At 71.4% G+C, this 26,625-nt stretch carries 31 protein-coding genes; 19 read left to right on the top strand and 12 right to left on the bottom strand.

The annotated features are described in order from the left end of the window. The first annotated feature begins 27 nt into the window (after positions 1–27). On the top strand, positions 28–831 hold the full coding sequence (locus ACQUST_RS03845) for an inositol monophosphatase family protein (RefSeq protein WP_435125144.1): 804 nt from the start codon (positions 28–30) through the stop codon (positions 829–831). A 36-nt stretch (positions 832–867) separates the two neighbouring features. Here the strand turns inward: ACQUST_RS03845 and trxA are convergent, their stop codons facing one another. From trxA to ACQUST_RS03830, 3 genes are all read right to left on the bottom strand, one after another. Next, a complete protein-coding gene (gene trxA / locus ACQUST_RS03840; RefSeq protein WP_435125142.1) occupies positions 868–1,203 on the bottom strand; it encodes a thioredoxin in 336 nt (111 codons plus the stop codon). A gap of 255 nt (positions 1,204–1,458) precedes the next feature. Continuing rightward, entirely contained in the window at positions 1,459–2,127 is a 669-nt protein-coding gene (locus ACQUST_RS03835; protein WP_435125140.1) for a 2,5-diamino-6-(ribosylamino)-4(3H)-pyrimidinone 5'-phosphate reductase, read from the bottom strand. 10 nt (positions 2,128–2,137) lie between these two features. Beyond that, positions 2,138–2,467, bottom strand: a complete 330-nt coding sequence (locus ACQUST_RS03830; RefSeq protein ID WP_435125138.1) for a 30S ribosomal protein S10 — start codon at positions 2,465–2,467, stop codon at positions 2,138–2,140. 241 nt (positions 2,468–2,708) lie between these two features. Between ACQUST_RS03830 and ACQUST_RS03825 the strand changes: the two genes are divergently transcribed. Continuing rightward, on the top strand, positions 2,709–3,176 hold the full coding sequence (locus ACQUST_RS03825; protein ID WP_435125137.1) for a bis(5'-nucleosyl)-tetraphosphatase: 468 nt from the start codon (positions 2,709–2,711) through the stop codon (positions 3,174–3,176). A 120-nt stretch (positions 3,177–3,296) separates the two neighbouring features. After that, positions 3,297–4,355, top strand: coding sequence for a DUF5787 family protein (locus tag ACQUST_RS03820; protein ID WP_435125135.1), 1,059 nt, complete (start codon positions 3,297–3,299; stop codon positions 4,353–4,355). A 17-nt stretch (positions 4,356–4,372) separates the two neighbouring features. Here ACQUST_RS03820 and ACQUST_RS03815 read toward each other — a convergent pair whose 3' ends face one another. Next, positions 4,373–4,876 carry a DUF5797 family protein gene (locus tag ACQUST_RS03815; protein WP_435125134.1) on the bottom strand — a complete coding sequence of 168 codons (504 nt, stop codon included), beginning with the start codon at positions 4,874–4,876 and terminating at the stop codon, positions 4,373–4,375. Between the two features lie 124 nt (positions 4,877–5,000). Here ACQUST_RS03815 and ACQUST_RS03810 point away from each other — a divergent pair, with 124 nt between their 5' ends. Together ACQUST_RS03810 and ACQUST_RS03805 are read left to right on the top strand one after the other, a co-directional pair. Continuing rightward, the gene (locus tag ACQUST_RS03810) at positions 5,001–5,777 is read left to right on the top strand and encodes an enoyl-CoA hydratase/isomerase family protein (RefSeq protein ID WP_435125131.1); all 777 of its coding nucleotides are present in this window, start codon (positions 5,001–5,003) and stop codon (positions 5,775–5,777) included. Between the two features lie 203 nt (positions 5,778–5,980). After that, positions 5,981–6,307, top strand: coding sequence for a transcription factor S (locus tag ACQUST_RS03805; RefSeq protein WP_435125129.1), 327 nt, complete (start codon positions 5,981–5,983; stop codon positions 6,305–6,307). Positions 6,308–6,418: 111 nt separating this feature from the next. Here ACQUST_RS03805 and ACQUST_RS03800 read toward each other — a convergent pair whose 3' ends face one another. Further along, entirely contained in the window at positions 6,419–6,973 is a 555-nt protein-coding gene (locus tag ACQUST_RS03800; protein ID WP_435125127.1) for a tRNA (cytidine(56)-2'-O)-methyltransferase, read from the bottom strand. 136 nt (positions 6,974–7,109) lie between these two features. On the opposite strand from ACQUST_RS03800, the gene ACQUST_RS03795 reads away from it, so the two are divergent. From ACQUST_RS03795 to ACQUST_RS03785, 3 genes are all read left to right on the top strand, one after another. Then, positions 7,110–8,018 carry an SDR family NAD(P)-dependent oxidoreductase gene (locus ACQUST_RS03795; protein ID WP_435125124.1) on the top strand — a complete coding sequence of 303 codons (909 nt, stop codon included), beginning with the start codon at positions 7,110–7,112 and terminating at the stop codon, positions 8,016–8,018. 64 nt (positions 8,019–8,082) lie between these two features. Further along, positions 8,083–9,024: a 1,4-dihydroxy-2-naphthoate polyprenyltransferase gene (locus tag ACQUST_RS03790; RefSeq protein ID WP_435125121.1), complete on the top strand. Its 942-nt coding sequence runs from the start codon at positions 8,083–8,085 to the stop codon at positions 9,022–9,024. A 1-nt stretch (position 9,025) separates the two neighbouring features. Beyond that, positions 9,026–10,159, top strand: a complete 1,134-nt coding sequence (locus ACQUST_RS03785; protein ID WP_435125119.1) for a mandelate racemase/muconate lactonizing enzyme family protein — start codon at positions 9,026–9,028, stop codon at positions 10,157–10,159. Between the two features lie 25 nt (positions 10,160–10,184). On the opposite strand, the gene ACQUST_RS03780 is transcribed toward ACQUST_RS03785, so the two are convergent. Then, positions 10,185–10,691 (bottom strand): halocyanin domain-containing protein, encoded by a 507-nt coding sequence (locus ACQUST_RS03780; protein WP_435125118.1) that lies wholly within the window; start codon positions 10,689–10,691, stop codon positions 10,185–10,187. Positions 10,692–10,779: 88 nt separating this feature from the next. On the opposite strand from ACQUST_RS03780, the gene ACQUST_RS03775 reads away from it, so the two are divergent. The 4 genes from ACQUST_RS03775 (at position 10,780) to ACQUST_RS03760 (ending at position 14,842) form a co-directional block, all read left to right on the top strand. After that, positions 10,780–12,342, top strand: coding sequence for a long-chain-fatty-acid--CoA ligase (locus ACQUST_RS03775; RefSeq protein ID WP_435125115.1), 1,563 nt, complete (start codon positions 10,780–10,782; stop codon positions 12,340–12,342). A gap of 94 nt (positions 12,343–12,436) precedes the next feature. After that, entirely contained in the window at positions 12,437–13,156 is a 720-nt protein-coding gene (locus ACQUST_RS03770; RefSeq protein WP_435125113.1) for a CPBP family intramembrane glutamic endopeptidase, read from the top strand. Positions 13,157–13,318: 162 nt separating this feature from the next. After that, entirely contained in the window at positions 13,319–13,663 is a 345-nt protein-coding gene (locus ACQUST_RS03765) for a 2Fe-2S iron-sulfur cluster-binding protein (protein ID WP_435125110.1), read from the top strand. A 120-nt stretch (positions 13,664–13,783) separates the two neighbouring features. Further along, positions 13,784–14,842: an ATP-binding protein gene (locus ACQUST_RS03760; protein ID WP_435125107.1), complete on the top strand. Its 1,059-nt coding sequence runs from the start codon at positions 13,784–13,786 to the stop codon at positions 14,840–14,842. A gap of 51 nt (positions 14,843–14,893) precedes the next feature. Here the strand turns inward: ACQUST_RS03760 and ACQUST_RS03755 are convergent, their stop codons facing one another. Together ACQUST_RS03755 and ACQUST_RS03750 are read right to left on the bottom strand one after the other, a co-directional pair. Beyond that, complete coding sequence (locus tag ACQUST_RS03755) at positions 14,894–16,183, bottom strand: MBL fold metallo-hydrolase (protein ID WP_435125104.1); 1,290 nt, start codon at positions 16,181–16,183, stop codon at positions 14,894–14,896. Between the two features lies 1 nt (position 16,184). Continuing rightward, positions 16,185–16,499, bottom strand: a complete 315-nt coding sequence (locus ACQUST_RS03750; RefSeq protein ID WP_435125101.1) for an ASCH domain-containing protein — start codon at positions 16,497–16,499, stop codon at positions 16,185–16,187. Positions 16,500–16,559: 60 nt separating this feature from the next. Between ACQUST_RS03750 and ACQUST_RS03745 the strand changes: the two genes are divergently transcribed. The 4 genes from ACQUST_RS03745 (at position 16,560) to ACQUST_RS03730 (ending at position 20,058) form a co-directional block, all read left to right on the top strand. Next, positions 16,560–17,240, top strand: a complete 681-nt coding sequence (locus ACQUST_RS03745; RefSeq protein ID WP_435125098.1) for a rubrerythrin family protein — start codon at positions 16,560–16,562, stop codon at positions 17,238–17,240. A gap of 141 nt (positions 17,241–17,381) precedes the next feature. Then, complete coding sequence (gene pyrB / locus ACQUST_RS03740) at positions 17,382–18,305, top strand: aspartate carbamoyltransferase (protein ID WP_435125095.1); 924 nt, start codon at positions 17,382–17,384, stop codon at positions 18,303–18,305. After that, positions 18,302–18,763, top strand: coding sequence for an aspartate carbamoyltransferase regulatory subunit (gene pyrI / locus ACQUST_RS03735; protein ID WP_435125093.1), 462 nt, complete (start codon positions 18,302–18,304; stop codon positions 18,761–18,763). The genes pyrB and pyrI overlap by 4 nt, the downstream gene beginning before the upstream one ends. A 386-nt stretch (positions 18,764–19,149) precedes the next feature. Beyond that, the gene (locus ACQUST_RS03730) at positions 19,150–20,058 is read left to right on the top strand and encodes a hypothetical protein (RefSeq protein WP_435125090.1); all 909 of its coding nucleotides are present in this window, start codon (positions 19,150–19,152) and stop codon (positions 20,056–20,058) included. Positions 20,059–20,068: 10 nt separating this feature from the next. Here the strand turns inward: ACQUST_RS03730 and ACQUST_RS03725 are convergent, their stop codons facing one another. After that, positions 20,069–20,257 carry a hypothetical protein gene (locus ACQUST_RS03725; protein WP_435125088.1) on the bottom strand — a complete coding sequence of 63 codons (189 nt, stop codon included), beginning with the start codon at positions 20,255–20,257 and terminating at the stop codon, positions 20,069–20,071. Between the two features lie 92 nt (positions 20,258–20,349). Here ACQUST_RS03725 and ACQUST_RS03720 point away from each other — a divergent pair, with 92 nt between their 5' ends. Together ACQUST_RS03720 and ACQUST_RS03715 are read left to right on the top strand one after the other, a co-directional pair. Beyond that, positions 20,350–21,651: an HAD family hydrolase gene (locus ACQUST_RS03720; protein ID WP_435125086.1), complete on the top strand. Its 1,302-nt coding sequence runs from the start codon at positions 20,350–20,352 to the stop codon at positions 21,649–21,651. Positions 21,652–21,731: 80 nt separating this feature from the next. Next, positions 21,732–22,970: a mandelate racemase/muconate lactonizing enzyme family protein gene (locus ACQUST_RS03715; protein ID WP_435125083.1), complete on the top strand. Its 1,239-nt coding sequence runs from the start codon at positions 21,732–21,734 to the stop codon at positions 22,968–22,970. A gap of 48 nt (positions 22,971–23,018) precedes the next feature. Here ACQUST_RS03715 and ACQUST_RS03710 read toward each other — a convergent pair whose 3' ends face one another. Next, positions 23,019–23,228 (bottom strand): hypothetical protein, encoded by a 210-nt coding sequence (locus tag ACQUST_RS03710; RefSeq protein WP_435125080.1) that lies wholly within the window; start codon positions 23,226–23,228, stop codon positions 23,019–23,021. 137 nt (positions 23,229–23,365) lie between these two features. Here ACQUST_RS03710 and ACQUST_RS03705 point away from each other — a divergent pair, with 137 nt between their 5' ends. After that, positions 23,366–24,139 (top strand): hypothetical protein, encoded by a 774-nt coding sequence (locus ACQUST_RS03705; RefSeq protein ID WP_435125078.1) that lies wholly within the window; start codon positions 23,366–23,368, stop codon positions 24,137–24,139. A 90-nt stretch (positions 24,140–24,229) separates the two neighbouring features. On the opposite strand, the gene ACQUST_RS03700 is transcribed toward ACQUST_RS03705, so the two are convergent. Continuing rightward, positions 24,230–25,489, bottom strand: coding sequence for a Glu/Leu/Phe/Val family dehydrogenase (locus ACQUST_RS03700; protein WP_435125076.1), 1,260 nt, complete (start codon positions 25,487–25,489; stop codon positions 24,230–24,232). Between the two features lie 222 nt (positions 25,490–25,711). Further along, positions 25,712–26,569: an HpcH/HpaI aldolase/citrate lyase family protein gene (locus tag ACQUST_RS03695; RefSeq protein ID WP_435125073.1), complete on the bottom strand. Its 858-nt coding sequence runs from the start codon at positions 26,567–26,569 to the stop codon at positions 25,712–25,714. Between the last annotated feature and the right edge of the window lie 56 nt (positions 26,570–26,625).

The following is a 26,625-nucleotide window of genomic DNA, read 5'->3' as shown; positions in this document are numbered from 1 at the left end:
AAACCGCGTCGGTTCGTGGTCGCCGACGTGACCAACGACACCGCGGGGGACGCCGACGCGCGGCTCGACACCTGCGTCGCGGCCGCCGAACGCGGCGGTGCGCTCGCACTCGACTCGTTCAGGTCGCCGCTGTCGGTGGAGACGAAGGGCGGCCCGATGGACTCGGTGACGCAGGTCGACAGGGCGGTACAGGAGGACGTGTTCGACCGCATCGCCGAGGACTACCCCGACGACCCGGTGGTCGGCGAGGAGGCAGACGCGCTCAAGTCGGTTCCGGAGGCCGGGCCGGCGTGGGTCGTCGACCCCATCGACGGCACGAACAACTACGTCGCCGGGAACCGGAACTGGGTGACGAGCGTCGCCTGCTGCGTCGACGGCGAGCCGGTCGCGGCGGCGAACTACGCGCCCGCGACCGACGACCTGTACGCCGCCGCCGACACCACGACGCGGAACGGCGAGGTCGCGACGACCAGCGACCGCACCGACGCGGCGTCGTTCCTGGTGAACCCGATTTTCGGGCTCTCGCCGGCGCACCGCCGCGGGCTCACCGACGTCGTCGACACCGTGACGTCGTCGTTCGGCGACCTGCGGCGGCTCGGCAGCGCGCAGGCGGCGCTCTCCGGCGTCGCGGCGGGCGAACTCGAAGCCGCCGTCTCGACGGTGCGGCTCAACGACTGGGACACCGTCGCCGGCGTCCACCTCGTTCGGAGCGCCGGCGGAGCCGTCACCGACGTCCACGGCGACCGCTGGACGCCCGGCTCCGAGGGGCTGCTCGCGTCGAACGACGCGGCGCATCACGCGCTCGTCTCGGCGTTCGATCCGCGGACGTAGCGGGGCGGCCGCGAGAAGGACTGCCGGCGGCGTCGCTCAGCGAAGCGACTCGATGACGCTCAGCAGGTCGTCTTTCTCCTGGACGCCGACGAGCCGTTCGGCCTCCTCGCCGTCGACGTAGAACTGCAGCGCCGGGATGCCGCGGACGCCGGCGTCGGCGGCCAGTTCCTGGAACTCGTCGACGTCGACTTTCAGGACCGTGAGCCCGTCGACCTCCTCGGCGAGTTCCTCGATGGTCGGCTCCAGCATCTTGCAGGGCCCACACCAGTCGGCGTAGTAGTCGACGAGGACGAGCCCTTCGCCGGTGAGCTCTTCGAACTGCGATTCGCTGTCGACGTGCACCGGTTCGCCGGCGGCGGTCTGGCTGCTCATACCAGGTCGTTGGCGAGTCGTACTGATAACCGTTGTACGTCCGTGCCGAGTCGGCGCACGACCGTTCCGCAGCCGTGAGAAGCGGCGCTAGCGCTGTATCGGCGGCCTCAGATGGAGGTGGGAGCGGGTGATGAGGTGGGGGTGGCGGACAGGCGACTCCGGCGGGCAGCGCTCGTCGGCGAGTCGCACAGCCGCGGGCGACGAGCGTCGAAGGTCACTGCATCGGCGGTGCTGGCCGCGGCTTCCGCGATAAATTTACGCGTCGTAGCTGAGCAGGACGCCGTCGTCGACGCGGTCGACGTCCGTCAGCGTCAGCGCCGGGAAGTCGTCGACGAAGCCGTCGCCGTCGGCCAGCGTCGGCGCGTCGCGGCCGCCGACGAGCAGCGAACCGACGAACACGGTGAGTTCGTCGACCGCGTCGGCGGCGAACAGCGAGAAGATGAGTTCGCCGCCGCCCTCCACCATCAGCCGGTCGACGCCTTCGTCCTCGAGGGCGTCGAGGGCGGCGCGGACGTCGACGCGGCCGTCGGAGTCGGTCGGAGTTGGGATGACGGTGGCGCCGGCGGCTTCGAGCGCGTCGACGGCGTCCGGGTCGGCGTCGCCGGTCGTCACGACGTACGTCGTCGCCTCGTCGTCGAGGATTCTCGCGTCCGTCGGGGTTCGGGCCGCGGAGTCGACGACGACGCGCGCCGGGTTCCCCGAGCGGCCCGTTCGGAGCCGCTGGACGCGCCGGTCGTCCTCGTCGAGCGTGAGGTGCGGGTCGTCCGCGAGGACGGTTCCGACGCCGACCATGACGGCGTCCGCCGCGGCCCGGATGCGGTCGACGCGGTCGAAGTCGGCGTCGCCGCTGATTCGGACCTGTTCGCGGCGGCGCGAGGAGAGTTTCCCGTCGACGGAGACCGCGGCGTTGACGTGGACGTACACGGCGGCCGGGTCAGTTGTTGTGGCCGAGCGGCTTCTTCCGGTTCACTTCGATTTCGACGTGGACGGAGTCCGGGAAGTCCATGTGGCCGACCTCGCGGGCGATGTGGTCGTTCCCGTGGATTTCGAGGCTGCGGGAGTACACCTCGTAGTTCCACGTGCCGAGGTCGTCGCCCGGCGAGAGCGTCCCGGACAGCGGGACGCGGACGTGTTCGGTCGGCTCCGTGTGGGGGCCTTTACACTCCGCGCCTTTGCGTTCGAGCATCGTTCGGAGTCCGTCGACGGTGTCGTCGAGCGCGTCCCGGTCTCCGCTTTCGAACCGGAGTTTTGTGACGAATGGCATGGTGTGAGCTGGGGGGTTGTCGAGGATATGGGCAGCGGAGGCCTAAAAGGCATTCTACCGTCTCCGGGCGCGCGAGACAGTCACACGGCCGGTCGACCGCGACGGAAATCGACGCGGCCGCGGCGGGACGGTCTGACGCCGAGCCGGAGAGTCACCCGGAGTGCGGCGGCGTCGCCCCGGAAACCCGGGTTCGTCGCACGCTCCGACACCCTCTTAACAGCCGACGGCTTACCTTTCGGTAATGCCGGTCGAAGCGACCAGTGCTGGAGCTATCCTCTTCCGCGACACCCGCGGCCACAGGGAGTACTTACTCCTGAAGAGCCGGCCTGGGGACTGGGAGTTCCCGAAGGGCGGGGTCGAAGGCGAGGAGGAGCTTCAGCAGACGGCGATCAGAGAAGTGACAGAGGAGGCAGGAATCGAGGAGTTCAGACTCATCGACGGCTTCCGGAAGGAGTACGACTACGTCTTCGAGGCGGGCGGGAACACCATCCACAAGACGGTGCACCTGTTCATCGCGCACAGCTTCGAGGCGTCCGCGGAGCTCTCCACCGAACACCGCGACCTGCAGTGGCGCGACTACGAGCAGGCGCTCAACACCATCACGCAGGACGGCCCCCGAGAAATCCTCCGGGACGCGCACGACTACCTGGACGAACTCGAGGCCGAGGCAGACTCGAACGACTACCTGCTGAGCGCCTCGGACGAGTAGCGAGGCGGGGCGGAGCGGCCACTCCCCCGCGAATCAGCGCCGCGCGTTCCCGCGGAGCGACCGCGCTGGCGAGCCGCCTGCACCGAAACCCATAACGCCCCGTCAGGCGCACCTCCGGCCGTGTTTCGAGGCGCCGGCGACAGCGAGTTCTCCTTCGAACTGCTGGTGAGCCGCTGGGCCGAACTGGCGTGGCACCCCGACGACGGCCCCCGCCCGGTCGTGGTCGCCCGCCAGCTCGGCACCCGCGAGCGACGCTGGGACACCGTGATTCTGGAGGTCGACCCCGAGGCGTTCGCGCGGCGGCGGCGCTTCGGCGACCGCGGCCTCGACCGCGACATGCTGCGCGTCGTCCGCGCCGCGCCCGCCGAGTTCACGTGGTACCGCGACGCCATCGCCGACCCCGGATTCCCGTGGCGGTACGTCCGCGCCGCCGTCCACCGCGCCGCCGGCCGCGACCTCGTCGAGAAGCGCCGCGACGACCGCGGCCGAATCGAGTTCCGTCGCGTCAGTGAGTACCCCGACTGGGTGGACCGGTTCGTCGTCGTGGAGAACAAGCCGGATCTCGACGCCTCCGCGGCGGCGGCGCTCGCCGACCAGCTCCGCCACGACGTCGACGGCGGCCTCGCCGACGAGGTCTGGGTCGCCACCGCGGCGACCGGCGACAGCGTCTCTCCGGCGCTGCTCGAGGACATGCCGGTCGAGGTCGGCGTCCTGGAGTTCGATTTCTCCGCCGGCGTCGACGTCGACGCCGCGGAGGTGCTCTGGCACCCGACGCGGCTCGGCGGCGACGACGACCCGCGGCTCGGCGGGATGGCGCCCGTCGGGGACTCGGGCGCCGACCCGACGGTTCCGAAGCGGTTCGAGCTCGCCGAACGCGCGTACGGCTCCGGGTGGCGGTCGTTCCACGACACGATGCGGCCGGACTGCCGGCACTTCGAACTCCGGCGGGAGGGCCGCGCGCTCGTCCCGTACTGCGCCGCGAAGGGGCGGCACCCGACGGCCGCGGAGTGCGCCGGCAGCTGTGAGGAGTTCTCGCCGGAGCCGCCGCAGTGGCGCACCGGCGGCTGGCCGGTCGAAGGCGGCCCCGGGAAGGGAATCAAGGCGCTGCTGGAGCGGCGGCGCGAGCGGGAACGAGACGGCGCAGCTGCGGGTCGAGACGGCGCGTCCGCGGAGGAGTAGCGGCGGCGACGCGGCGACTACTCCGTCAGTTCGACGGCGACCTCGTCGCGGGCGACGGCGAGCCGGAACGTCGGGACGGTGCGGTACTCGACGTCGACGACGCCCTTCCGGCGGAGGCTCTGCAGGGCGCTGCGGACGTCGTCGACGTCGGGGTCGACGTCGTAGACGTCACGGAGTTTGTGGAGCACCGAGACGACGGACTCGGAGCGCTCGTCCGGGCCGGCGACCACGTCGAACACCTGCTTTTGCAGCTCCGGGACGCGGATGCGGTCCGGGACGCCGCCCTCCTCGCCGACGTCTTCGACGCCGGGTTCGACGCCGGTGAGTTCGGCGGCCTCGCCGGTCGCGCGGATGAGGCTGTTGTCGTCGCGGTAGTAGAAGTCGCTCAGGTGGTTTTCGAGGTACTGGTGGACGTCGCTCCCGCTCTCCAGCCCCCACCGCTCTTGCAGCTCGGAGTTCTTCGTCGGCTGGAGCCGGACGACGTCGGCGAGCCGCTCCAGCTCCTCGTCGGTGAGGCTCATTGCTCGCCGCTTCCGCCGCGGAGTATATGGGCCTCCCGGTTCGGACTAGTCAGTTCGCTATCCAGTCGCCGCGGCCGCGTCGACCGGGGGAACAGTTAGGGCGCGCGGCGACCACACGTCGCCCATGCCGGATTCGGACACGATTCTGCTCGACGTCGAGGACGGAGTTGCGACGGTGACAGTGAACCGCCCGGACGCGCTGAACTCGCTGAACGTGGAGGCGCTCGAAGCGCTGGACGAGGCGCTGGACGAGGCGGCCGACGCCGACGTCCGCGCGCTGGTGTTGACCGGCGCCGGCGACGACGCGTTCGTCGCCGGTGCGGACATCAGCCACATGAAGGACCTGTCGACGCCGGAGGCGCAGGCGTACGCCGAACTCGGCCACGGCATCGCCCGGTCGCTGGAGACGTTCCCGGCGCCGACGATCGCCGCCATCAACGGCTACGCGTTCGGCGGCGGCTGCGAACTCGCGCTGGCGTGCGACCTCCGCATCGCCGTGGAGGACGCGGTGCTCGGCCAGACCGAAATCGACCTCGGCATCGTCCCCGGGTGGGGCGGGACGCAGCGGCTCCCGCGGCTCGTGAACGACGAGGTTGCGCGCCGACTCATCTTCTTCGGCGAACGCATCGACGCGACGGACGCCCACGAGTACGGCCTCGTCGGCGAGGTGGTGGCGCACGACCAGCTCGACGACCGCGTCGACGAACTCACGTCTGACCTCGCCGCACAGCCCGCGTTCGCGATGCAGGCCGCGAAGGAAGCCGTCAACGCCGCCCACGAGCAGCCGCTCGACGCCGGACTCACGTACGAGCAGCGCGTGTTCTCCGGGCTGTTCGGGACGCACGACCAGCGCGAGGGGATGGAAGCGTTCGTCGAGAAACGCGACCCCGACTTCGAGTAGCGTCCGAGCGCGACGCCCGCCAGGGCAGCGACCATGGATGCCGGGCCGCGTCCCGTTCGAACCGGGCCGCGCCCCGTCGGTGCCGTCGCAACACCGACGCGGCGTCGGCGCGGCGCACGGAACCGTTCAGCCCTGCGAGCGCCGCGAACTGCGCCGGTGAAAGACCCAGTCGCTTAAGTACGACGACCGCCGAGTGCACCGGTATGAACTTCTGCGACGAGTGCGGTTCGATGATGAAAACCGAGGGCGACAAGTGGGTCTGTGACGCCTGCGGCCACGAGGAGCTGCGCGACGAGGCGACGGAGGCGGCGATGACGACGACGCAGGGCCAAGAGAGCGAGACGGTCGTCGACATGTCCGACGTCGACGAGTCGGAGGTCGGGCCGACGGTCGAACAGAAGTGCCCCGAGTGCGACGAGGTGCAGACGGTGCGCTACGAGATGAAGCAGATCCGGTCCGCCGACGAGTCCGAGACGCGCTTTTTCACCTGCACCGAGTGCGGCCACAAGTGGCGCGAGGACGACCACTGACCGGCCCGGCCTGACCGAACGGACGTCCCGCGGTTCTCGGTGACCCGACACGTCGGCGGCGACGCATCCCGCTCGGCAACGACGCCTTCCCCCTGGGCAGCGACGCGGCCGCTACTCCTCGTCGCGGTCGCCGTCCGGTTCGACGACGCGCTTGCCGGTCTCCTGCGGGACGACCCGCCGGGAGGCGTCCGTCCAGTCGCGGTCGAGTTCGGCGCCGTCGAACAGGCGGTCGAGGAACACCGCGAGGCCGGCGACCTCCGAGTGCGGCTGGTTCGTGACGCCGACGTTGAAGTCGGCGAGTTCGTAGAAGTCGAACGGGACCTTCTCGCCGCCGACGACGACGAGCAGCGGCTCGTCCGCGTGGGCCGCGCGGACGTCGGCTTCGACGTCCTGCACCCGCTCGCCGTACATCGTGAGGTGGGCGACGGCGCCGTCCCAGCGCTTCGTGAACGCGCGCTGGTCGCCGCGCAGTTCGACGTCGAACGGCCCGCCGAAGCGGTCGGTGATGTCCCGTATCGTCTCTGCGGACTGCCCGGCGTTGTCGGGGAGGACGACGCGGTCGGCGCCGAGCGCCCGCGCCGTCAGGCCGACGTGCGTCGTCATCCGGTCGTCGCGGCCCGGCCGGTGGCCGTACCGGAGCACGACGACGTCGTGTTCGCCTCGCATACTCCCCCGGACGTGGCGAGGCGGTAAGGGCGGTTCGCTTCCCGGGTGCTCGCCGACCCGGCCGGGACGACATTTCCCGCTCGGCGCTGCCTGCGCGGCGTAGCGGCTTTGTCACCGGGGGGCGAACGGGGGAGCCGTGTCACGGAACCCCGAGTCGCTCGCCGGCGTCGCCGACGTGAATCTCTCCGGCCGGACGGCGGTCGTGACCGGCGCGACGTCCGGTATCGGCCGCGAAACGGCGCTCGCGCTCGCCCGGCTCGGCGCGGACCTGGTCGTCCACGGACGCGACGCGGCCGCCGGCGAGCGGGTGGTCGCCGCGGCGGAGGACGTCGGCGCGGACGCCGCGTTTCTCTCCGCCGACTTCGCGGACCCGGTCGCCGTCGACGGGTTCGCGGACGCGGTCCGGGCGCACACGCCGACGGTGGACCTGCTGGTGAACGCCGCCGGCGCGCACTTCAGCGACGGCCGGCTGGTCGACTGCGGCGCCGACCGCGCCGAGCGGACGTTCGCCGTGAATCACCTCGCGCCGTTCCGGCTCACCCGCCGGCTACGCGACGTCGTCGCCGACGACGGCCGCGTGGTCGTCGTCGCGTCGCGGCTCCACCGGCGCGCCGACGGCTCGTTCGACGTCCGGTCCGTCGACGGCTACGACGGCTTCGCGGCGTACTGCCGGTCGAAGCTCGCGAACGTCCTGTTCGCGGACGCGGCCGCCGAGCGGCTCGACGGCCCCGCGGTCGCGTCGTGCCACCCGGGGTTCGTCCCCGGCAGCGGACTCTGGCGGGAGGCGTCGCTGCCGGTCCGCGTCGCCGTCGGTGCGCTCGCCGCGCTCCCGAACGTGCTCACGCCGGGCGTCGTCGACACCGCCGCGGAGGCCGCCGCGACCCCGACGTGGCTCGCCGCCTCCCAGCGGCAGGCCGCCATCCACCCCGGCGGCGGCTACTTCGTCGACTGCGAGCCGGCCGAGCCGTCCGACGTCGCCCGCGACGACGCGGTTCGCGAGGACCTCTGGGCGCTGAGCGAGTCGCTGACCGGGCTCTCGTGGTGACCGCCGCCTCCGCGACGGCCGGACTCCAATCGTTTTACGAGTCAGCGACGCGGACAGCCGACAAATGAGCGCAGCAACCGAGGAGCCGTCTCGCGCGAAGGCGTGGGTGCTGGCGGCGCGCCCGCAGACGATGCCGGCGGCGGTGTCGCCCGTTCTCGTCGGCACCGGACTGGCGCTCCGGAACGACGTGTTCGCGCTGCTGCCGGCGCTGGTGGCGCTGCTCGGCGCCGTCCTCATCCAGATCGGGACGAACTTCGCGAACGACTACTACGACGCGGTGCAGGGCGCCGACACAGCCGACCGCGAGGGGTTCACGCGGGTGACGGCCGGCGGACTCATCGCGCCGTCGGCGGTGAAGCGGGCGATGTGGCTGACGTTCGCCGCCGCGATTCTCGTCGGCGTCTACCTCGTCGCGGTCGGCGGCCTCCCGATTCTGGTCATCGGGCTGCTGTCGGTGGCGGCCGGCGTCGCGTACACCGGCGGCCCGTACCCGCTCGGCTACCACGGCCTCGGCGACGTGTTCGTCTTCCTGTTCTTCGGCGTCGTCGCCGTCACCGGGACGTACTACGTGCAGGCGGCCGCCGAACTCGGCGTCGGATTCCTGACGGTCGTCCCGCGCCCGGAACTGGTGCCGCTGGCCGCGGTCGCCGCCTCGCTCGCGGTCGCCGCGCTGTCGACGAACATCCTCGTCGTCAACAACGTCCGCGACCGCGAGGAGGACGCGACCACCGGGAAGCGGACGCTCGCCGTCCGGTTCGGCTACACGTTCTCGCGGGCGCAGTTCGTGCTGCTCGCGCTGCTCGCGTACGCGGTCCCGGTCGGCTTCGCCGCGGTCACCGGCGACGCGGCCGTGCTGCTCCCGCTCGCGACGGCGCCGTACGCCGCGCTCGTCACACGGACGGTGCTGACCGAGACGTCGGGCGAAGCGCTGAACCCGGCGCTGGAGCGCGCCGGGAAACTGCTGGCGGCGTTCTCGGCGCTGTTCGCCGTCGGGCTGGCGGTGTGAGATGACGGCGCCGGCCGCGTTCCGGGTCCGCGAGTTCTCCCTGCCGCTCCGGTCGCCGCTCGGCACGGCGACCGGCGAGCTGTCGTCCCGGCGCGTCGCCGTGGTCTCGCTCGTCGCCGACGAAACCGAGGCGGACGGACCGGCGAACGCCGGCGAAGCGGGCGGCGGTGCAGTCTCGGGCGTCGGCGAGGCGGCGCCGCTGCCGCCGTGGACCGAGCCGTTCGGCGAGTGCCGCGACGCGCTCGCGGCGGTCCGGGACGCGGTCGGCCGCGGCGACGACGTCGACCTCGACGCGCTCCCGCCGGCCGCACGCCACGCGGTCACGCTCGCGGACGCGGACGCCGCGGCGAAACGGGGCGGCGTCCCGCTCGCCGCTACCGTCGCGTCGCGCGCGGCGCTCGACGGCGACCCGGCCGAGTCCGTCCCGGTGAACGCCACCGTCGGCGACGGCGCCGTCGCGGAGACGGTCGCGGCGGCGGAGTCGGCCGTCGACGCCGGCCACGGCTGCCTGAAGTGCAAAGTCGGCGCCCGCGCGGTCCACGCGGACGTCGAGCGGCTCCGGGCCGTCCGGGACGCCGTCGGCGACGACGTGGCGCTCCGGGCGGACGCGAACGGCGCGTGGAGCCGTGAGCAGGCCGAGCGCGCCGTCGACGCGCTCGCGGACCTCGATTTCGAGTACGTCGAACAGCCGGTGCCGGCCGGCGACCACGACGCGCTCGCCGCGCTCCGCGGCCGCGGCGTCGACGTCGCCGTCGACGAGACCGTGAACGCCGGAGGTGCGTGGCCGGAGCCGCTCGGCGAGTACGCCGACGTCGCCGTGTTGAAGCCGATGGCGCAGGGCGGGCTCGGCGCGACCGCGTCGCTCGCGCGGCACCTCGACGGCCGCGGCGTCGACGCCGTCGTGACGACGACCGTCGACGCGGCCGTCGCGCGGACCGGCGCCGTCCACCTCGCCGCGGCGCTCGACGGCTGCCTCGACGCCGGGTTCGCACACGGGCTGGCTACCGGCGGCATGCTGGCGTCGGACGTCGCCGCCGACCCCGCGCCGGTGGAACACGGCCGAATCGCGGTCCCCGACGGGCCGGGACTGGCCGGCGGCGCGTTCGACGACGTCGTCACCGGGCGGAAGAACTGAGCCGGCTCGGCCCCGGGGCGCCGCGCTACTCCTCGACGACGTCGACGACGCCTTTCATGCCGAGGTTGCGGTGCGGCGAGCAGTAGTACTTCGAGACGCCCACCGACTCGAACGTGTGCGTGAACGTCGTGCCCTTCTCGGCGTGCAGGTCGCTCCGGTAGCCGTCGCCTTTCTCGACGACGTTGTGGCGGTTCCCTCGCCCGGTCCACTCCCAGACGACCGTGGTTCCGGGCGACACTTTCACCGCGGCGGGCGCGAACGCGAAGCCGTCTCCGGCGCCGACCTTCACCGTCACCTCGTCGGCGCCGGTGCGGTCGACGACGCCGTCGAAGCCGTTCGCGTCGGCGACCCAGCCGCCGTACGGGCCGCTGTCGCCGGAGCCGGTGCCGCCCAGACAGCCCGCGACCGCCGCGGCGCCGACGGCGCCGAGCGCTCCGAGGAACCGTCGCCGTCCGCGTCCGTCGCTGCCTCCGTGGTCGTCCCCGCCTCGGTCGACGTCTCCGCCGCCGACGCGGTCGCGCGAGTCGCTCATCGTCGGCCGTTACCGCTCGTCGAATATGACTCCGCCGACTCCGGGCGCCGGAAAAGACTTTAGCGACGCCCGTCCAGCAGTATCTGTCATGGTTAATCTGGTAGAAAACGTCGCGGCGGCGGTCGACGACCACGGCGACAGGACCGCCGTCGGGTTCCACGGCGACGAGATTCCGTACAGCGACCTGTGGGGGAAGACCGGGGCGTTCGCGTCCGCGCTCGCCGAAGCCGGCGTCGAACCGGGCGACCGCGTCGGGCTCTACCTCCCGAACCTCCCACAGTTCGTCGTCGGGTTCCACGGGACGCTGCGCGCCGGCGGCGTCGTCGTCCCGATGAATCCGCAGTACAAGACCCGCGAAATCGAGCACCTGCTGTCGGACTCCGGCGCGTCCGTCGTGGTCTGCCTCGCGGACCTCGCGCCGTTCGTCGACGCCGTCCGCGACGACACCGACGTCGAACGCGTCGTGACGGTCGGCGGTGACGCCGACGACGTGGAGTCGGTGACGTTCGAGGAGTTCTGCGGGACGCCAGGCTTCGACACGGTCGCCCGCGGCGACGACGACCTCGCGTGCCAGCCGTACACCTCCGGCACCACCGGGCAGCCGAAGGGGGTGCTGCTCACCCACGAGAACCTCCGGTCGAACGCCGAGATGTCCCAGTCGCTCCCGGTCGACGGCGTCCGTCCGGACGACAAGCAGCTCGGCGTGCTGCCGCTGTTCCACATCTACGGGATGACCGTCGTGATGAACGCGACGCTGTTCGCCGGCGCCGCCTACTACCCGCTGCCGGCGTGGGACGCCCAGGAGGCGTTCGACCTCGTCGAATCCGAGTCGCTGACGATGCTCCACGGCGTCCCCGCGATGTACAACGACATGGTGTCTCAGCCCGACGCCGCCGACCGCGACCTGTCGTCGCTGCGGATGTGCGGCGTCGGCGGCGCCGGCATCCCGACCGAGGTGCTCCGGCAGTTCGAGTCGCTGTTCGACGCCGAAATCTACGAGGGGTACGGGCTCACCGAAACCAGCCCGGTGACGCACTTCAACAGCGCCAGCGAGGGGCGGCGCGTCGGCTCCATCGGCCGGACGCTCCCCGGCGTCGACGCCCGCGTCGTCACCGACGACTTCGACGACGTCGACCCGGTCGACGCCGGCCCGGTCGACGAGTCCGACGTCGACCTCGACGACATCACCGGCGAACTGGTCGTCGCCGGCCCGAACGTGATGCGGGGCTACCACAACCGACCCGAAGCCACGGAGGCGGCGTTCACGGAGGCGGGCGGGAAGCGCTGGTTCCACACCGGCGACATAGGCTACCACGACGAGGACGGCTTCTACTACGTCGTCGACCGCGAGAAGCACATGATCAACACCGCGGGCTACAACGTCTACCCGCGGGAGGTCGAGGAGCTGCTGTTCGAACACGACGCCGTCGCCGACGCCGCGGTCGTCGGCGTCCCGGACGACCGCCGCGGCGAGACGGTGAAAGCGTACGTCGTCAAGGCGCCCGGTGCGGCCGTCACCGCCGACGACATCCGCGAGTTCTGCCTGCAGCGACTCGCCGAGTACAAACACCCGCGCGAGGTGGAGTTCGTCGACGAACTGCCGCGCACCACCACCGGCAAGGTCCAGAAGTTCGAACTCCGCGGGGAGTGAGAGCGAGGTGAGCCTCGCCGGCCCGGAATCGCAGAGAATCGCCGGGAATCACCGGCTAGTTTTTCTAGGTGTTCGGAGAAGTGTAAGCATGGATATGCGAAACGGTTCGGCCGGCGGGTCGGCCAACAGGTCCGTTCTCGAGGTGGTCGTGCTGACCGTGCTCGTGTTCGTCGTCGCGACCGTCGCGGGCGTCGCGTTCATCGTTCCGCTGGTTGCGCTCGGCTACGGGATTCAGACGACACCCGTGCTGGTCGGAGTGACCGCGGTGAGCCAGCTCGCCATGTTCGCGCTCGGCTACTGGTACTGCAGGCGCCGCGACCTGCGCGTCCCGCTGTCGGTTCCGACGCTTTCCGAGAGCGGCTACGTCCTGGGCGGGGTGGTGCTGGCGCTCGTGGTCGCAGTCGGCCTCTCCGCGCTCCTCGTCGCGCTCGACCTCCTCCCGGGGTCGGTCATCGGCGACACGGCGACGACGAACCCGACGTACCTCCTCGGGCTCGCGGCGCTGTCGGTCGTCCTCGTCGCGCCGGTCGAAGAGTTCGTGTTCCGCGGCGTGATTCAGGGGCGGCTCCGCCAGCACTTCGGACCGGTTCCGGCCGTGGCCGGGTCGAGCCTCCTGTTCGGCTCCATGCACCTCGCCAACTACTCCGGCAGGGCGCTGCCGATCGTCGCCGGCGCGCTCATGATCGCGGTCGTCGGCGCCGTCTTCGGGTCGCTGTACGAACGAACCGACAACCTCGCGGTTCCGATCGCCGTCCACGCGACGTACAACGTCGTCTTGCTGGTCGTCAGCTACGTCGCGACGACCAGCGCCTAGCCGAACCCCCGGATTCACGGGCCAGCGAGGCGGGGATTCGACGCAGTTCTCCGGCGCTGGTTCGCCCGGAATCCCGCGTCACCGCCCCGCTCCGCCGCCTGTCGTCGCGGATAACACGGCACATAACAAGGCTTTAGCCGGCTTCGCGAGACCGTTCGAGACATGACCGAGTACACCGTCGAGTTCGTCGGCACCGGCGAGACGCTGGAGATGTCCGACAAGCAGACAATCCTCAGCGCCTGCATCGACGCCGGCATCGCGCAGGAGTACTCCTGCCGCGTCGGGATGTGCTTCGCCTGCACCGCGAAAATCGAGGAGGGCGACGTGGCCCAGCAGGCCGCCGTCGCCCGCGGGCTCACCGAGGAGGAGGCGGAGGAGTACGCGCTCACCTGCATGGCGCGGCCGCAGTCCGACCTGAAACTCGACCGCGGGGAGTACCCGCCGAGCATCGAGGGCGACGCGGCCGCGATGGACGGCGCCGACGGCGCCGCCGCGGACGACGACTGACTGCGCTCGGAATCCGAGCCGCCCGGCGGAGCCGAGGCGTCCGTTCGCGGAGTCCGCAATCGCGGAACCGGGGTTCTGCAGCCCGCACTTATTACTGTCGAGCCGGGCAACTGTCCGAGAATGAGCCGGACCGGCCTCCCGACGACCCGGCTGCTCGTGCCGCTGCTCGGCGCGTGCATCCTCCTGCTCGCCGCCGGCCACGTCGCCGTCGACGGCGACGTCCTCGCGTACGAACTCGTCGAGGCGTCAATCCTGCTCGTGTTCGCTGCGGCCGTGTTCTACGTCGGCTACCGCGTCGACGCGGGCGGGTTCGGCCGGCCGAGCGTCTGGCGAATCCTCGCAGCGAGCCTCGGCGCCGGCGCCGTCATCGGCGGACTCTCCGGCGTCTACCTGCTCGGCCGGCTGCTCACCGGGGAGCCGATTTCCGAGGGGTGGTTCGTGCTGATGATCGGGTGGAGCCTCGGCGTGAGCGGCGGCGCGGTCGTCGGCTTCGTCCTCGAGGAACTGCGCCGCGAACAGGAGGCGCAGGCGCTGATGACGAAGCGGCTCGCCATCCTCCAGCGCGTCCTCCGGCACAACATCCGGAACGAGGTCACCATCCTCAGCGGCATCGGGAACGACGCCGCCGAGTCGACCGACGACCCCGAACTCGCCGAGCGGCTGGAGACGATGACCGACCACGTCGACCGGGTGTACCAGCTCTCCGAGAAGAGCCAGCTGCTGTCCGACCTCTGGAAGACCACGGAGGTGCTCCCGGTGGACCTCGCCGCGGTGACGCGCCAGGAGGTCGGCCGGTTCCGCGACGCCCACCCGGACGTCGTCGTGACGACGTCGCTCCCCGAGGAGGCGCTGGTGCAGTCGCACGAGTCGGGGTACGTCGCGATTCGGGAGGCGCTGCAGAACGCCGCCGAACACAACGCGACGGAGGGGCTGAACGTCTCCGTCTCCATCGAGGAGGCGGGCGACGAGACGCTGCTGCACGTCGTCGACGACGGCTCGTCGATTCCGGAGGCGGAACTCGACGTGCTGGCGCAGTCGGAGGAGCTCCCGCTGCAGCACCTCACGGGGCTCGGGCTGTGGGTGATTTACTGGGTGCTGGAGCTCTCGGGCGGCGACGTCGAGTTCGAGAACCGCGACCCGTCCGGGGTCCGCGTCACGATGCGGTTCGAGCAGGCGTGACGATTCCCCTGCGGGTGTCAGCGCGCCGCGGCCGGCGGTACGCAGCGGCCGTCAGTCGGTGGAGACGGCGCAGTTGTTCGGGCCGAGTTCCGCCTCGAACGCCGCCTCGTCGCTCAGCTCCTCGACGCCGAGGTTGGTCGCGACGATGCGCTCGTAGTTCGCGGGCCGCGGCGGCAGCGTGTCGACGACGCGGTCGACGAACCCCTCGCGGTCCAGCCCGAAGATGTCCGCGGCTCTGAGTTCGCCGAGCGGCGCCGCGTACACCCGCTCGTCGCCGACGGCGCGGGCGTCGGCCGGGTCCGCGAAGTGACCGGGAGCCACGGTCGTCTCGTCGGGGAACGCGAGGAGTCGGTCGTGGAGCGTGTCGTACGCGGTTTCGGCGTACTCCCGGGCCGCGTCGTCGCCGGCTTCGAGGTCGGGGCGGCCGACGCTCCGCAGGAACAGCGCGTCGGCGGTGAACAGCACGCCGTCGCCGCCGCCCGATTCGGCGTCGGCGCCCGCGGAGAGCCTGAACGCGGTGAGCTCGCTGGTGTGGCCCGGCGCGTGGACCGCGGTCAGCGCCGCGTCACCGACCCGGAGGACGTCGCCGTCGCGGACGAGCGCCGCGTCGAACGAGAGGCCGCGGTCGTCGGCGCCCACCGGAAGCACCGCCTCGGCGCCGCTGGCGTCGCGGACCGCGCGGACGCCGCTGACGTGGTCGGCGTGGACGTGCGTGTCGACGGCGTACCGGAGCGTCGCGCCGCGGTCGGCGGCGTCGGCGACGTAGCGGTCCGCGAACGCCCGGAGCGGGTCGACCACCGCCGCCTCGTCGCCGGCGACGACGAGGTAGTCGAGACAGCCCGACGACGGCCGCTGGTACTGCAACACGGTCGCGTCGCCGGGGGCGTCGAGTTCCGCCGAGAGGTACGTCTCCGCCCAGCGGTCCATGCCGCCGGCGAGGTTCACGGCGTCGACGCCGGCGTCGACGAGCATCGCGGCGACCTCCGCGCTCGCCTCGCCGCGGCCGCACACCACGACGACCGGCTCCGTCAGGTCGTCCGGCACCAGGTCCGCCGGGTCGCCGGTCGCCCTCGCGGCGAGGAACCGGACGTGCGGCACCTGCGCCGCCGTGACGGTGCGGCCGTCGACGTGCCACGCCTCGAACTCGTCGCGGTCGCGGACGTCCAGCACGGAGACCGCGTCGCCGCGGCGGAGCCGGCGAGCGAGCGCGGCGGGCGTAATCGAGTCGGCCGCGTCGGCGTCAGTATCGGCGTCGGCATCAGCGTCAGTATCGGCAGCAACGTCAGCGTCGGCGTCGGCCGCTGATGCATCCGCGGCGTCGTCGCCGTCTGGTCCGGTCATCTCACTCCCGCCGCTCGAAGACGTGCCGGACGACCGGCGAGTCGTCGTCCCACTCGAAGTCGTCGTGGACGCGGGCCAGCCGCTCTCTGTACGCGTCGAGGTCCGCGGAGCCTTCGGCCCGCGCGTCCTCGTCGGTGAGGTCGCCGAGCGTCCGGCGGGTGATGTCGACGACCTCGAACCGCTCGCCGTCGACGTCGAACGTGTCGCCCTCGTCGGCGTACCGGTGGCCGCGGTGGAGCTGGGTCACGTCGCCGGCGGCGACGCGGTCTCTGAGGTGCTCGTTCGGCAGCAGGTCGGCCGCGTCGATGTGCGCCATGTCCGGACGTTGGGCCGCGGCAGGGAAACGTTGACGCCGCCGCCGGCCGCACCGACGCCCATGGACGCCGCGCGCTTCCGTGAGGAGCTGGAGGAGGCGAAGTCGACGGAGCTGGACCGGCTCGGCTCGAACAAGCTGCTGCTCGCGCTCACCGACGCCGACCTCAACGCGGAGTCGGTGCTGCGCGCCGCAGCCGACTCCGAGAACGCCGCCCACACGACGTTCGCCGCGTGGGCCGACGACGAGGACGACCCGGACGCCCGCGAACTGTTCGCGTGGGTCCGCGACCGGGAGGCCGACCACCTCGACCGCGTCCTCGACTCGCTCGCCGCACTCCAGAATGGGTCGAGTGACGCCGCCGGGGACGACTCGGACGACGCCGACGCGTACGACCCGGCCGACGGCGGCACGATGCACAGCTACCTCCGGGGCCGCGACGACGCCGTCGAGCGGGTCGCCGCCGGCTGCGTCGCGCGGGCGCTGGTCACCGGACGCACCCACCTCCAGCTCGTCTCGTTTTTCGTCAACGAGAGCGACGAGGCGCGCGCCGACCTGTTCCGGGATTTGCGGGCGGAGACCGACGAGGAGCTGGAGCGCGGACTGTCGTTCCTCGACGCGCACTGTGACGCCGACGACTGGGAGCGCGCCCGCATGGTCGCCGAGTACACGATTCAGGTCGCGTACGACGACTACGCCGACGCGCTCGACGGGCTCGGCGTCGACGTGAAGCCGGTGTGTTGAGCCGCCGCCGCGCCGCTTCGAATCTCGAAGCCGGCGCCGCGCCGAACCAGCACGGCCGTGCAAAACCGCACGACTGCGGCGGCGTCTGCTGCGGTTCCGCACCCGAGCGATTGAAGGGTCGGGCCGACGCTCACACACCTAATGCGTCACGACCACCTCCTCTCGGCGGGCCAACTCACCCGCGCGGACATCGAAGCCGTCCTGGACCGCGCCGCGGACATCGCGGCCGCCCCGGGCGGCCTCGGCGAGCGGCACGCCGACCGGCTGCTCGCGCTCTGCTTTTTCGAGCCGAGCACGCGGACCAAGATGTCGTTCGACACGGCGATGAAGCGGCTCGGCGGCGACACCGTCGACATGGGCACCGTGGAGTCGTCGTCGGTGAAGAAGGGCGAGTCGCTCGCGGACACCGTCCGCGTCATCGAGGGGTACGCCGACGGCATTGTGCTGCGTCACCCCAGCGAGGGCGCCGCGAAGCTCGCCGCGGAGTTCGTCGACGTCCCGGTCGTGAACGCCGGCGACGGCGCCGGCCAGCACCCGACCCAGACCCTGCTCGACCTGTACACGATGCGGGAGAACGCCGGGCTCGACGACCTCACGGTCGGCATCATGGGCGACCTGAAGTACGGCCGGACGGTGCACTCGCTCGCCGAGGCGCTCACGAACTTCGACGTCCGGATGCACTTCATCAGCCCCGAGTCGCTCCGGCTGCCGCGCAGCGTCCAGTTCGACCTCCACGAGGCGGGCGCGCGGCTCCGCGAACACACCGACCTCGACGACGTGCTCGGCGAACTGGACGTGCTGTACGTGACGCGCATCCAGCGCGAACGGTTCCCGGACGAGAACGAGTACCGGAAGGTCGCCGGCCGGTACCAGATCGACGCGGAGACGCTGGAGGCGGCCCGCGACGACCTCACCGTGATGCATCCGCTGCCCCGCGTCGACGAGATCGCGCCGGACGTCGACGAGACCGAGTACGCGACGTACTTCGAGCAGGCGCACAACGGCGTCCCGGTCAGGATGGCGCTGCTCGACGAACTGCTCGGCGACGACGGAGGTGCGCGATGACCGACCGCGAACTCCGCGTCTCCAAGATTCGCAACGGCACCGTCATCGACCACGTCACCGCCGGGCAGGCGCTGAACGTCCTCGCGGTGCTCGGCATCGACGGCAGCGAGGGCCACGGCGTCTCCATCGGGATGAACGTCCCGTCCGACCGGCTCGGCACCAAGGACATCGTGAAGGTGGAGGACCGCGAACTCAGCCAGGGCGAAGTCGACATCATCTCGCTGCTCGCGCCCGAGGCCACCGTCAACATCGTCCGCGAGTTCGACGTCGTCGACAAAAAGCGCGTCGAGCGCCCCGAACGCGTCGTCGGGCTGCTCACCTGCCCGAACCACAACTGCATCACGAACGCCGACGAGCCCGTCGCCTCCCGGTTCCGCGTCGTCGCCGACGGCGTCCGCTGTGAGTTCTGCTCGGAGATCATCCACGAGGGAATCGGCGACCACCTCGCCGTCGACTGACGACGCGGCGCCGAGCCGCCAGGGTCGCCGACCGATTCACCGGCCGGCTCGCCGGCCGCCCGGTCTCACGTCGTCTCCGTTTCGTCTTCGTTTCGTCTCCATCTCGTCTCCGTCTGCGCCCGGAAACGATTAGTGCCGTCCGACACAACCCTTGTCCATGTCAGGGAAATCGAAGCTCATCGTCCTGTTCGGCATCATCGTGCTGCTGTACGTCGTGCTCACCTCCGACTCGGAGCCGGTGGAAGTCGACGTGGAGGACTGACGCCGCGCCTGCCGCCGAGCGCCGGACACCGAACGCCGGTCGCCGAATCCCGGCCGCCGCACGGCCCGCCGCCGCATCGCCCGTTCCGAACGACTTACCCCTGTTTCTCGCCTAGCGGCGCGTAATGACCGAGTACGGCGTGGTGACGCGGAACGCCGAGGAGGTGGGGTGGCCGGAGTTCGACCGCGGCTTCTACGAGGTGAAAGACGTGACCGGGCGGTCCGCAGAGCCGCTGGAGGACGCCGTCAGCATGGTGTCGTGTTTCGGCGACAACGCGGCCGCGGAGTCGAACCCGGAGCTGGTGCCGGTGAACGCCGACGGCGAGCCGGCGACCCGCGACCGGCAGTACTTCGACTGGGCGTACATCTGCCCGACCCACGAGGAGTACCGGCGCGGCCTCCTCGAAATCGTGGAGGACTGCGTCGACGTGAACCCCGACCTGCGGCTCGACGACGTCGGCTTCCCGCGGCAGGGGTACTGCCGCTGTGACCGCTGTGAGGCGCTGTACGCCGACAGCGACGCAGACGGCTGGGAGACGTGGCGCGCGGACGTCATCACCGAGTTCGTCGCGGACGCCGCCGACCGCGTCCCGGGCCGCACCTACCTGACGCTGTACCCGGACCCGTACCCGGGCCACCTGCTCGAGCGGGCCGGCCTCGACCTGGAGCGGCTCGCGCCGCACGTCGACGAGTTCGTGGTGCCGCTGTACGACACGAACTACGGGACGACGTACTGGCTCGAAACCATCGCGAAAGGGTTCGAGAGCCGGCTCGCCGGCCTCGACGCCGACTTCTCCGTCGAGCTGTACGCGGTCGACGTCGACGTCGACGCGCTCGTGAAAGCCGCCGAAGTCGCCGGCGCGTACGCCGGCGACGTGCTGTTCGGCTACGACGCCAGCCAGTCGGCCGCGGCGCTCCGCCGGATGCGCGCCGACGCCCAGGAGGGCGTGACGTGGGGCGACAGCGACGACGACGCAGGCGACGGCGACGACGACGCAGGCGACGGCGACGCGGTGGACGACCGGATGGAGTAGTCGGCGGCGGCTACGCCAGCGGTCCGTAGGCGAGCGCCCACACCACCGCGAGTCCGAGCAGCGCGACGAGGACGGCGACCGCGGTGAGCAGGAGCAGCAGCCGGCTGGTGGCGCCGCGGCCGGAGCGGTCGGCTGCGCCGTCGTCCGAGCCGTCTGCCGCTCCGTCGTCCGTCCGGTCGTCCGAGCCCGTATCCGTCATCAGCGGCCGTTCGGACCGGGCCCGGAAAGCTCCGGCGGGCAGGCGTTGCGGCCGCGGGGTGGTTTTATTCTCCGGGCTGCCGAACGACGCCTGTGGAACTGTACGACCGGCTGTACGAGCTGTACGCGGAGTACGACACGGAGACGCTCCGGGGGTACAGGGAGTTCGTCGACCTGTTCCCGCCGCTGGACTCCCGCGTCGCGCTCGACCGGTGGGACGAGGCGAACGCCGACCTCGCCGAGCGGCGCGCCGCGGTCGAGGCGGCGTTCGACGACGGGGAGACGCTCGCCGAGGTCGCCGCGGTCGCCGACCGCGACGCGGCGTTCACGGCGCTCGACCTCCGCGGGAAGTACGGCCGCGCGGTGAACGCGCTCGTGCTCGACGTCGACGAGACGCTGCGGAGCGCCGGCGACACGGACAACGAGATTCCGCGGTCCGTGCTGCACCTGCTCACCGAACTCGCCGAGCGCGGCGTCCCGCTCGTCATCTGCACCGGGCAGACCCTGGAGAACGTCAAAGGGTTCCTGGTGCAGGGGCTCGGGAACGAACTGGTGTACTCCGGCGCCGTCTCCGTCGTCTACGAGGCCGGCGCGGGCGTGTTCACGCCGGGGCGCGGCGAGGAGACGAAGCGGCTGCTGTACGACGACCTCGACGACGACGTCCGCGGCGTCGTCGACGACGTCCGCGACGGCGTGTTGCGCTCGGCGCCCGACGACGTCCGACGCGGCTGCCACCTCCAGGGGAACGAGTTCAACGTCACGCTGAAACCGAACTACGAGACCGGGAGCGACGCGGCCGACGAGGTCATCGACGACGCGATGGCGCACCTGCTCGAACTGGTCGGCGAGGCGGTCGCCGACCGCGTCGACGTCGACGACGGCCCGGCGGCGGCGCGGGCGTTCTTCGCGGACGCCGACCCCGAAATCGAGGCGTCGCTGCGCCGCGCCGGCGCCGACGTCCCGGCGGAGACGGAGCCGGAAGCGGTGGCGCTGTTCGAGCGGCTGAACGTCGCGCTGTACCGCGCCGACGCCGCGGAGCTCGCGGCGCGCGAACTGGACAAGGCCGCCGGGGTCCGGTCCGCGCTCGACGCGCTCGACGTCGACGACCCGTTCGTCTGCGTGATGGGCGACAGCAAATCCGACCTGGAGGTGATGGAGTGGGTCGCGTCGGCCGACGCCGGCATCTCGGCGGCGCCGAGCCACTCCTCGGAGTCGGTGCTCGAACACGTCCGCGACACCGACGGCCTGGTGTTCTCGCCGGGCGACGCAGCCGAACTGCTCCGCACCGTCTACGCGCTGAACTGCCTCGTCGACCTCGGCACCGACACCGGAGCGGCCGACGAGGCGCCGTCCGGCGAAGAGGTCGTCGGGTCGTCCGGCGACGACGCCGCGTAGCCGACCGGCCAAACCGTCCCGCTCCGGCGTCACCGACGCTGCCTCACAAGATTTACAACTTTGCGAGTGAACGCCTGCGTATGAGTCGGAACTACGAGTCGCTCCACGACCCGAACGCGGAGTACACGATGCGGGAGCTCTCCGCGGACACGATGGGCGTGCGGGCGAAACGCGGCGGCGGCCGCGACGTCGAAATCACGGACGTGCAGTGTACGATGGTCGACGGGAACTTCCCGTGGACGCTGGTCCGCGTGTACACCGACGCGGGCGTCGTCGGCACCGGCGAAGCCTACTGGGGCGCCGGCGTCCCAGAGCTCATCGAGCGCATGACGCCGTTCCTCGTCGGCGAGAACCCGCTCGACATCGACCGGCTGTACGAACACCTCATCCAGAAGATGTCCGGTGAAGGCTCCGTCGAAGGGGTCACCGTCACCGCCATCGCCGGCGTCGAAATTGCGCTGCACGACCTCGCCGGCAAGATTCTGGAGCTGCCCGCCTACCAGCTGCTCGGCGGGAAGTACCGCGACGCCGTCCGGGTGTACTGCGACTGCCACACCGAAGAGGAGGCGGACCCCGAGGCGTGCGCCGACGAGGCCGAACGGGTCGTCGAGGAACTCGGCTACGACGCGCTGAAGTTCGACCTCGACGTGCCCTCCGGCCACGAGAAGGACCGCGCGAACCGCCACCTCCGCCCAGGCGAGATTCGGCACAAGGCCGAAATCGTCGAGCAGGTCACCGAGCGCGTGAAGGACCGCGCCGACGTCGCCTTCGACTGCCACTGGACGTTCTCCGGCGGCTCCGCCAAGCGGCTCGCCGCGGAACTCGAAGAGTACGACGTGTGGTGGCTCGAAGACCCGGTTCCGCCGGAGAACCTCGAGGTGCAAGAGGAGGTCACGAAGTCGACGACGACGCCGATTACGGTCGGCGAGAACCGGTACCGCGTCACCGAGGAGCGCCGCCTCATCGAGAACCAGGCGGTCGACATCGTGGCGCCGGACCTGCCGAAGGTCGGCGGGATGCGCGAGACCCGGAAGATCGCCGACGTCGCCAACCAGTACTACGTCCCGGTCGCGATGCACAACGTCTCCAGCCCCGTCGCGACGATGGCGTCCGCCCACGTCGGCGCCGCCATCCCGAACAGCCTCGCCGTCGAGTACCACAGCTACGAACTCGGCTGGTGGGAGGACCTGGTCGAAGAGGACGTCATCGAGGACGGCTACATCCAGATTCCGGAGGAGCCCGGCCTCGGCCTGACGCTCGACATGGACGCCGTCGAAGCACACATGGTCGACGGCGAAACCCTGTTCGACGAGGCGTAGTTCGGCGGCTCACCGAACCACTTTTTCGGCGTCGACGAGGCGGAACGCTCACTCTCGGACGTCGACGGCGTCCCAGCGGTCGAGCGGTCCGCGGTAGGCGACGTGGTACGCGACCGCGGCGGCGACGCAGAGCGTGACGGCGGCGTAGCCGAGCCCGTCGGCCCACGCGGGGAGTAGCACGCTGGCCCACGCGAACGGGACGCCGGCGAGCGCGAACGCGACGAGCGCAGCGAGCCACCGCTCCAGTTCCATCGGCACGGCCGGCGACACGGGCGCCGGCGGCTTGAAGCCGCGGCAGACACCCGTCGCGGCCGCGACACGTCGCGCCGGCCCGGGGCGTCGGGCGCGGCGTCGCCGCGACAAGACACTTACCGGCCGCGGCGCGGTCTCCGGACGTGCGTCTCCGCCGCGTCGCCGTCGCGCTCGCGGTCGTCGGCCTGCTGTTGGTGCCGGCGCCGCTGTACCTCTCCGCCGCCGGCACCGCCCTCAGCCCGCCGCCGAAGACGCCGAGCGTGTACGGCGCCGAGCCGGTAGACCTCGGCACCGCCGACGGCCGCGAAACCGTGTTGCGGTACCACAGCCACCGCGTCGTGCTCTCCGTCCACCAGGTGTCCCGGCGGTACTCCGCGGGCGAGTACCGCGCGCCGAACCGCACCCGGCGGACGCTCCGCGCCGCCATCAGCGACGGGAACGCCGCCGACGACCCGGCGGTGCGGGCCGACCTCCGCGCCGTCGCGCGGAACTACACCTTCCTGACCGGCGAGTACCACGGCGGGGAGACGTACGTCCGGTTCCGCGTCCGGGAGAACGGCAGCGTCGTCACCGCAGAGCGGGTCACGGCGGCGCGGGTGGCGAACGTGACCGCGCGGCGCCGCGCCGTCGACTACGGGTCGCTGTCGGCCGCCGAACAGCGGACCGTCGACCGAATCGTCGACAACAGCACGGACGACTGGGGGTACCGGCCGCGCGTCGACGCGGCGTTCGCCGACCGGCTGCCGGCGCTGGTCAGCGTCGACGGGACGCTGTACAGCCTCCACGCGGTCGCGCACGTCGACGACCTCGGCGCCGGCTTCACCGGCTTCGTCTACGGCGTGTACGCGGCCGGCGTCGGCGTCGTGCTGCTCGTCGCCGCCGGCGGACTCGCGCTCGTCGACCGGTACCGCGGCTGAACGGCGGTCGCCGGAGAAAACGAAGCGGCGGAACCCGAATCGGGTCGGTGACGACCGAACGGCGGTCGGGGTCGAGGGTCTGCCAGCCAGTCAGGGCCAGTTGCCGTTGTCGGTGAACGAGTCGACGACGCGCTGGACGGCGACGACGTAGGCGGCGGTGCGGAAGTTCGGGAGGTCGAGCGACTCGTACGCCTCCGTGAGGTCGTCGAACGCGGAGACGATGTGCCGCTCCAGCTCCTCGTTCACCTTCTGTTCGGTCCAGTAGAACCGCTGGCGGTTCTGCACCCACTCGAAGTACGAGACGGTGACGCCGCCGGCGTTCGCGAGGATGTCCGGGAACACGTAGACGTCCTTGTCGGTGAGGACGTCGTCGGCGTCCGGCGTCAGCGGGCCGTTCGCGGCCTCGACGACGACGTCGGCTTCGACGTCGTGTGCGAGGTCGCCGTCGATGGCGTTTTCGAGCGCGGCCGGGACGAGCAGGTCGACGTCGAGCGTCAGCAGGTCCTCGTTCGTGAACTCCTCGTCGGCGTCGGGGTAGCCGGTGACGGAGCCGGTGTCGATTTTGTGCTGTTTGACGGCGCGCGTGTCGAGGCCGCCTTCGCGGTAGACCGCGCCCGAGGAGTCGGAGACGGCGACGACGTTCGCGCCGAGGTCCTCGATGAGGAACGCGGCGACGTGGCCGGCGTTCCCGTACCCCTGGACGGCGACGGTGGCGCCCTCGATGTCGCGGTCGAGGTAGTCGAACGCCTCGCGGGCGGTGAACATCGTGGAGCGACCGGTGGCTTCGACGCGGCCCTCGGAGCCGCCCGCCTCCAGCGACTTCCCGGTGACCACGCCGGGTTCGGTGGTGTTCTCCAGCGTCTCGTAGGTGTCTTTGATCCAGTTCATCTCCCGCTGGCCCGTGTTGACGTCGGGCGCCGGGATGTCGCTGTCCTCGCCGATGAGCGGGCGGAGTTCCTCCGCGAACGACCGCGTGACGCGCTCCAGTTCCGCGGCGCTGTACTCGGAGGGGTCGATGACGATGCCGCCCTTCCCGCCGCCGTACGGGATGTCGACGACGGCGCACTTGTACACCATCCAGCCGGAGAGCGCTTTCACCTCGTCGCGGGTGACGCCGGGGTGGAAGCGGATGCCACCCTTGTACGGTCCGCGGTCGCCGTTGAACTGCGACCGGAACGCCTTGAACCGGCCGATTGTGTCGTCGTCGAGGTCGACCGAGAGGTTCAGCTCCAGCACCCGCTCGGGGTGTTTGAGCCGCTCGATGATGTCGCCCTCGACGTCGAGATACGCCGCCGCGTCCTCGATCTGCTCTTGCAGACTCTCGAAGGGGTTCGCCTCTTGCTCAGCCATACGTAGGCTGCCGAAGTGACCGCTTGTAAGCGTGTCGAGTTTATACCATGGTCCACACCTAATAGACACTTGTAGTCAGGCGCAGGCGACGCGAGTAAGGGTATGTGAACGAGGCGCATTTATGATGGGTGGCGAGTCGCCGATTCGGCCGCAGGCGGCCCGGTTCCCGCCGCAGGCGACGACTCAGTTCGGCCGCGGTCGACGTGGTTCCGCCGCCGCTGCTCAGACGTCGATGCCGGCGGCGCGGGCGCGCTCGCGGATGCGCTCGGCCCGCGCGAGCAGCGGCGCGTCGATCATCTCGCCGTCCACCTCGAAGACGCCGCGCTCGGCCGCGTCGGCGGCCTCGCGGGCGTCGAGGACGGCGCGGGCCCACTCGACGTCGTCGTCGTCAGGCGTGAACGCGTCGTTGATGACGGGGACCTGAGCCGGGTGAATCGCCAGTTTCCCGTCGTAGCCGAGCCCCGCCGCGAACCGCGTCTCCGAGGCGAGCCCGTCGGTATCCGCGAAGTCGGTGTAGACGGTGTCGACGGCGTCGACGCCGGCGGCGGCCGCGGCCGCCACGACCGACTCGCGGGCGTACAGCACCTCGGTTCCGTCGTCGCTCCGGGTCGCGCCGACGTCCGCCGCGTAGTCCTCGGCGCCGAACACGAGCGCGTCGGTCGGTTCGGCGGCCGCGATTTCCTCGGCGTTCAGGACGCCGCGCGCCGTCTCCACGAGCGCGAGCACGGGGACGACGCAGTCGCGCTCGCGGAGCTGGTCGCGGAGCTGTCGGACCGCCGCCGCCGACTCCGCTTTCGGGAGCGCCACGGCGTCGAACCCGGGCGCGCCGTCGACGTCGTCGACGATGGCCTCCAGGTCGCGGTACGTCCCCGTCCCGGAGACGCGGACGCACACCTCGGCGTCGGGGTCGAACTCGGGGTCGTCGAGCACGCCGCGGACCGCCTCGCGCGCCGCGGCCTTCCGCGACGGCGCCACGGCGTCCTCCAAGTCGAAGACGACGGTGTCGGCGCCGGCGCCGTCCGCCTTCCGCATCATGTCGGGCTGGTCGCCCGGCGAGAACAGGACGCTGCGTCTGACCATGGTCGCCGTTCGGCGCGGCGGCGTTTCAATCCCACCGGCTCACCGCGGCCGCGACG

Origin of the sequence: Halobaculum sp. D14 (assembly GCF_051195135.1) — an archaeon.
Lineage (GTDB): Archaea > Halobacteriota > Halobacteria > Halobacteriales > Haloferacaceae > JBNTKA01.
The sequence above is the reverse complement of the archived record's forward strand: the minus strand, read 5'-3'. Positions and strand labels throughout refer to the sequence as shown.